Below are 7259 nucleotides of genomic sequence, written 5' to 3' on the forward strand. Positions count from 1 at the left end.
CTATCTCAGCCCCATCGAGTACCGTGAAAGCCTGGGGCTAACGGCGTAAACCAGTCCAAGAAAATAGCCGCATCCCCTTTTTTCTAGATATGCGATCGTGTACTGATTGATATACACAACAACACCGTGCAAATGCCGATTGAATCGGATTTCACAATGGCATCACGAATCATTTTTTTCGCAAAAAAGCCACCGTTGCGAAAATGCAAAAAAACAAGCCCCAACAGAATACCATTCACTAAAACGAATCTCGTATCGTTGCTCGCCCACAAGAAGCCGCCACCGTAAAAATAGGCCACAAAAATCATTACAAATGCCTTGATGGAGGCAAAGCACAGAAACGACAGCAAGAAAGCAGCTAAATATAAGGCAATCAATCTAAGCATTTCTTCATTTCCCAATCCGAGATTTGGCATCGTTTATCGCTTTCGTTCCGGCTTCAGCGCCGGCGGCACCGCCGACAGGGATGAGATTGTAGAAGTAAAAATCCCAGCCACTAGTCGACCGCACCCCAGTCGATGGCACGAAGTCTGCATAAACACGGAGCCCGGTATATACCGGGGCCATCGTTTTAGCTTTTGCTCTCAGACTTGAACCAGGGGCCGAATTTCGATGGATCATCGCTCAACATCCCGGCCTTACGCAACGGCTTCGGCAAAAATCGAATGTGTAAAACCAGAAGAACAATAAAGAATGGAAGACCTATAGCAAATGCAGAGACGCCATCACTCAGCCCCATCAGTTTCCGACAAATACCAATCACAACGACCGTATAGCACCCTGTACTAAAAATAGAAACCAAGCAAACCATGAGCCATATTTGAGCCGTCGCATAGAGTCGCCGCCAATTCATTTCTGCTCTCCTGCGCGGTGAACATCATTGATGACCGTTGCTCCCTTCGAACCAACACCAAACAGCAAAATGCCCTGCGTCGTGCCGTATGGTGCCGCTTGGTTAATGAATGGAATCAAGGTAGTGTTATTGATACGTGGCACGGTCACATCAAACATGGATCCCGGACGATTCAGACCATCAGCATTACCCATCTTGAGCGGGACTGGCGCTTTCAGCGCCGCAATCGCAGCTACCAAATTCAACCCGTCATATACAACATTCCCCCAACCAGCGGGCAATGCCTCATTAAACCCATACCGCACAGGATTCACACCAGGAGAACTAGTTCCGTTGTAACGGTTGTAAAGACCATCCGTACCTTCTGCCATATCACCCAATCCAAAAACGATCATTCCTCCACCGCCGAGAGCACAGCCCAGACCGCTTGCACAAAGTCCCGCGCCCGTCTTTACCGTCATACCACCAACAACGACCTTAGCGGTATCCTTCGCGACTCCAACCGGATCGTTCTTCAACGCATCGCCAACCTTCTGCATCGGTGTGTAATCGAACAAACCCGCTTCCTTCTGCCGATTTACCCAATCCAGCTCCGGACCCAGCGAAGCCACCTCAACTTCACTCACGAAGTTCTTGTTCCGCTCCGCGCTCCCTTCCGGGTATTCTGCCCAACACTTCACCGCATAGCACGCTGCGCGCGTCAGCTTCTCTTGCTCCGCCTTGTCCTTCCCGGCCTTCTCGGCAATTGCTTTCTTTTCATTGTCGTGCAACTGTCGATTGAACCGATCGACGTTGTACCCCGAGAACGCCCCCGCTTCACCGCCGACTGCGGCGCCGGCTCCCGTCGCAAGCGCGTTCGCCACAATGTTGCCCAGCGCCTGATTCATATTGGCGTTCCCAGTCGGATCGCTGCCTGCGATCGCGCTGCTGAGCTCGTTCAGCTTGCCGGAGGCGATCGATGCAATCGCAGCACCGGCTGCACCACCGACCGCATTGCCGCCTGCCAGTCCAGTCACCAACGCCGCACCTGCACCTTGCATCAGCGCGCGATTCGCTCCGCCTTCCTTCCAGGCATCGACACCTGCCAGGTCACCATTCTTCTCGGCTTGCCGTTTCATCTCGTCGGCGTAGTCCCCGATCCGTCGCGACACTGCTTCGCCAGCTGCGCTGGCCGCAGCCATCATGTCCGACTGGTTGGCCAGCAGGTTCTGCATGTCCGGAAGTTTCGCGACCGTTCCGTTCGTGTTCGTCGTATCGCGATTCAAGCTGGCCACATCCTGCTTCTGGTTCGCCGAATCCGTAATCGTAACGGTCCCCGCACTCACGCCGCTCTTCGTCGTCGCGCTATCACTGCCGCTGTCGTTCTGGCCAAGCATCGGCGCGGCGCCCCCCGCATTCTTGCGCGACGTGCTGCCGTGCGTGCTGTAGTTCATCCCGCCGTCGCCGGTTGTCGCACCCGCACTGAAGCCGCTCGAGCTCGCATCGTAATGCGACTGATTCTGGATGTCCGAGAACGACAGCGAACCCGTCGTCAGCGAATTCTTCGACGCATCCGCTTGACTTGCGATGAGTCCACCCTTCAGATCGGTATTACCGGTGACGTTGATATTGAAACCGCCTTCACCTGCTTGAATCCCGGCCTGTTCATTGACGCCCGCATAGCTGCCCGACGCGTTGCCCTTGCTCTGGCTGAAGCTCGCACTGGCGCCGCCCTGACTGACGCTGAAGCCGCCACCCGAACTCGACCGATGTGCCGCGCTCGTCAGCGTATCCTGCACGCTGACGATGTTCAGGTTTCCGCCCACGTCGGCGTTCACCTGATTGCCCTTCACGTTCGAACCGATGATGTTCGTATCGCCGCCCGAGATGATCGTCACATTGTTTGCTGCGTTTACATGGCTGTTGTTCTGCGTGGCCAGATCGCTGTTGCCGTCGCCGTTGGCCTTCGACATCGCCGCGGAAACACCGAACCCACCCGTGCCGACGGACACCCCCACGCTCGCGCTCTTCGACTCGTTCGTGCTGCGCGTCGAGTCGTTGTCCGTCGTATTGACGATATTGACCTGATTTTTCGCCGCCAGAATCACATCATTCGCGTTCACGTTCGAGCCGGCGATCGTCACATTGCCGCTACCCGGTTGCCCGTTCCCCGTTGCCGCAAACGCGACCGTCCCGCCTGCATTCACGTTCGAGCCGCGATTCGTCACGCTGTCTTCGGAGAATGCGCTCTTGCTGTGACTGCTGCCGACGCTGACTTCGACCTTGAACTGAGGCGTTTCGCCCGCCCCCAACGCCCGGACCACATCGCCAGCAGCCATGTTCGCATCCCATGCCGCGCTCGCCGCGGCCATCCCGTGCAGCGCCGCTGCCCGGCCATCCTGGCTATTGCTGGACGCACGCGATTGACCCACAGCATTCGATACCGCGTCGATCACCGGTGCCTTCAGTGCCAGCGTCAGGCCGCTCTTGGAGACTTCCTGCGTTTCACCGCGGTGGTTCTTGTCCTGCGCCGCGTCAATCGTCACGTTCGTGCCTGTCCCGCTGAGATTCTTCGCTGCGATCAGGTCGCTGCCGGTCACGTGCAGATCGTTGCCAGCCGTGATGCTGACGTTACCCTTCAGTGAACCGATTGTGCTGGCGTTGTTCGACACCTCGGTCGTCTGGCTGGTCGTCTTCAGCGAACTGCTGCCCACCGACACCGACAGTCCCCCGCCCGACATCAGCCCGGATTCCTTCTTGTTGTAGTAGCTCGACGACTGCAAGGTGTCCTGCGACGTCGTCACCGTCACGTTACGCGCTGCCGTGAGCGTCACGTCGTTCGTTCCGACGATGGTGCTGCCCTGAACATTGACGTCCTTTCCGCTGACAATGTTCACGCCGTCCGCCGATACCAGACTGCCGCGATTGAGCGTCATCTTCTGGTCGATCCCGCTCGCAACCTTCACGCCGCTTACGACATTGCTATGGCTGTGCGTTTCGTGCGAATTCAGCTCGTGTGTCTCGGTTGCCGCGCCGACATTCACGTCGCCGGCCGCCAACAGGTTGGCATTGCCCTTGTCAAGACTGATCGTGCTGCCGCTGACGGTAATATCCTTGCCCGACACGATATTGACCGTGTCGCCGCCCTTGAGCGTCGTGCCGGTCAGCGCCTGATCCGACGTATGCAGCGTCTCCGCGTACCGCTCGCGACGCTCAGATCCGTGTTCGACAACAGCTTGCCGTTCGCGTTGTTCAGCGTGCCGCCGACGGTTGCCGCCAGTCCGTTCTGCGCGTTGATCGAGCCCGACGTGTTGTTCAGCGTGCCGGTTTGCGCGGCCACGCGCCCGTTGCTGGCGATCGAACCGCCCACGTTCGACACCGACCCCGTACCTCCGCCGAGCGTCAGCGTACCGTTGCCCGCATGCGTGATCGTGCCGCCGTCGTTGTCGAGCGTAGTGGGCGCGAGCGTCAGATCCGTGCTGTTGGTTTGCAGCGTGCCGCCATTCGAGTTGTCGAGCGTACCCGACACATTCACGCTCATCGCGCCGGCACCGGTCTGCGTGATCGTGCCGCCGTGGTTCACGAGGCCGGCTGCGTTCAACGACACCTGGTTGGCCTGCACGACGCCTGCGCTGTTGTCGAGGGTCGTGCCAGTCAGCGCGGCCGTCTGACCAACAATCGAGCCACCGTTGTTCGTAAGGCGCGCGCCCGCATCGACGGCCACCTTTTGCGCAGCCTGCAGCGTGCCGCCACCGTTGTCGACCGACTGGCCCGATACCCGCAGATTCGTGTTGGATGTGATCGCGCCGCGATTGACAATGTTTGTGCCGCGGACCGAAACATCGCCGTTGCCGCCAATCACACCGCCATGTGTACCGTTCGCCGCCGCGCCGGCGGCGTTGGTCAATTGGCCGCTCGTCGTCACCGACAAGCCATCGCCGTTGAGCGACGTGATCCGACCCGCCGTGTTGTCCAGCGACGCACCGGCCACCGTCATGCCGCCCGCGCTTTGAACGGTGCCCTGGTTGTTCGCGATCGCGCCGCCGTGTACTTCCATCGAGTTTTCCGACACGAGCTGACCCGCCTGATTCGCGATCTGCCCGGACGACTGCACCTTCAGCGGACCTTGCGCGGAGACCTTGCCGCCCTGGTTGGAGAAACTGCCGCCCGAAAGCGTGGTGCCGCCGCCGCTCGACAGGCTGCCGTGATCGTTGATCAGCGCGCCCGCCGCGCTCGCCTGGATGGCGCCTTGCGCGCTCGTCGTCGCGACCGACAGATTCAGATCGCCCGCGTTCGCGTTCAGCGTCAGATTGCCGTTCGCCGCCGTTTGGCTGCCGTCTCGATAGCGCCGCGTATCTGAGAAGGGTTCGGGCTGTTGACCTGATTGACGATGATCCGCGCAGCATCGTTCGGCCCGAAGTTCGGGTTGCCGTTGATCCACCCCGCTTGCTGGGTTTGGACCATCCCGGCCGAGTTGTTCACGATGGCCCCGGCCTTTTGCACGTCGAACTGGGTGTAGGTGTTCACCGACACGCCCGCGCCCGACGGCCGCGCGATATTGACTTGAGGCAGGCCGTTCGGCGTTTGGATCACCTGCGTCGCACCGCCCGGCGTCGGCACGATCTGCGCGTGTGTGGCGATCGGCACCGCCGCAACCGATGCGACAGCCACCGCCAGCCACGCGCTGCCCGCCGCGCCGCCACGCCGGCGACGCGCGCCGGTCTCACCCGACGCGGATTTGCCCTCGGCGACAGCCGTCTCTTCGACGGCCACCACCATCCCCCGGAGCCTGGAATACACCAGGCGATAGCGCATTTTATTCATTGGCTCTCGCGCAACCCCGCGCGCTCGGTTTGTTGATTTGTTGTGTCCGCGACCTTACCAAATCTCGAAAAAATCGAATGTCAGAAATTGATAAGCCATTTGGGTGCTTTTTATCGCCTATCCCAAAAGCGTTGTCGGGTGGACTTGGTTCTTTTAGGGCATCGGTTATATGTTGCCGCCGCGCTACATCGATTTCAGATTGAATTAAGCTCGGCGCGTGTCGCCGGCTACCCTGGACGATGATGACCGTAGTACCTCAAGCGAGCACTGACGTATCCGCATTTCCAACAATTCATGCGAAAAAAATGGCGTGCCCGTTGCGAGCCCACCTTAGGCATAGCTGAGACTCCTTCCTCATAAGATTACTCCCTTGGACCGCAAGGGATGGCGAGAACGTAGATTCCCACTACAATTGGGCACAGCAATATTCACATTTTTTGAAACATTAAAACTCATTACGCAAATCAACTTAATCAAGTGATACGCGAAATTCTTTTGTTCCTGAACATGTCTCAAGGATGAAATCCACGACAATATCGAGACACCGCCAAACCTTCATTTTTGCTTGTACGGTCTGAATCTCGATTGCTTGATCTAATGACGTCATCACATGCGTCTTCCACTAGCGAACGCCTTCAATCGCGATTCTAATCAGTTGCACTTCGAGATTTCTATACGTTTTTCCAAAAAGCAATAGTCACTGCCGACTTTTCTCTACTCTTCCCAAAATTAACGATGAAATGAGCAATGCCATATCCATCGGCAGGGCCTCCATGCATCAGTCCGATAACGAACGGATGGCCACAAGGAAGATCGACTACGGCTACTGTTTCTTTTTTATGCAACCTGCATCCTAGCAGTCACCATAGCACCGGAGTCGAGGTAGGTGGATAAGTGCTTGGATTCCACTTCGATTCCTCAAAGCACCGCGCCATCAGCAGAATCGACGACACCTGACTATCGAATACCAGCCAAATATCTCGAGACAATCATTTGAACTCTTGATCGAAACTCCTGCATCAATCAAACCAAATATTTTCTTAGCCAAACAAGCGAAAATGTAAACTCAAGAATTGGAAAAGTTATTCCTGGCTGATCCCCTGTGCTTTCAGATACCCACGCCGCCATTCACTCGGCGAAGTATCGAACCATCGGTGAAACGCACGGGAAAATGCACTGATTTCAGAATACCCAAGTAGCAATGCGAGTTCTGATATTTGGACGTCCGGGTTGCACAAATAGTCGAGCGCCACCTCGCGTCGCACCGCAAGCAAAATCTCCTGGTACGTATAACCGTACGTGCGCAGCCGTCGCTGCAACGTCCGGCTCGGCATGTTGAGCGCCTCCGCCATGTCGTCGAGCGATGGTTCGCCATCGGCAATACGCAAGCGGATCACAGCAGCAACGCGCTCGACAAGAGACGCCTCATGCGCCTTCCGCGTATTCGTGAGCCCAAGCCGTGCCAAGTTCTGCCGCATGAGTGCCAGCAGATGTATGTCCGCGCGTGGCATTGGCGTTTCGAGTTCGTGAACCGCCCCGAGTTTTGTGGAGGCTCCAACTCTTGAGAGAATGGAGCCATGAACAAGAAGCCAAGCAAGTTTTC

General features: G+C 57.4%; 3 protein-coding genes and 1 pseudogene. All 4 read right to left on the reverse strand.

What is annotated here, in order from left to right:
- Positions 1 to 83: 83 nt before the first annotated feature.
- Positions 84 to 416 carry a hypothetical protein gene (locus tag WS68_RS00680; RefSeq protein ID WP_156429298.1) on the reverse strand — a complete coding sequence of 111 codons (333 nt, stop codon included), beginning with the start codon at positions 414 to 416 and terminating at the stop codon, positions 84 to 86.
- A gap of 433 nt (positions 417 to 849) precedes the next feature.
- Complete coding sequence (locus WS68_RS28635) at positions 850 to 3957, reverse strand: hemagglutinin repeat-containing protein (RefSeq protein WP_059568988.1); 3108 nt, start codon at positions 3955 to 3957, stop codon at positions 850 to 852.
- 71 nt (positions 3958 to 4028) lie between these two features.
- A pseudogene (locus WS68_RS28640) lies at positions 4029 to 5656 on the reverse strand (two-partner secretion domain-containing protein); the annotation flags it as partial.
- Between the two features lie 1082 nt (positions 5657 to 6738).
- On the reverse strand, positions 6739 to 7259 hold a 521-nt coding region (locus tag WS68_RS00695; protein ID WP_231752922.1), incomplete at its 5' end, for a helix-turn-helix transcriptional regulator.

Source organism: Burkholderia sp. TSV86 (genome assembly GCF_001522865.1).
In the GTDB taxonomy this organism is placed as follows: domain Bacteria; phylum Pseudomonadota; class Gammaproteobacteria; order Burkholderiales; family Burkholderiaceae; genus Burkholderia.

What these genes read in the sequence shown, in the direction of transcription:
- WS68_RS00680 (WP_156429298.1), bottom strand. Translation starts at nt 416, where the DNA reads ATGCCAAATCTCGGATTGGGAAATGAAGAAATGCTTAGATTGATTGCC.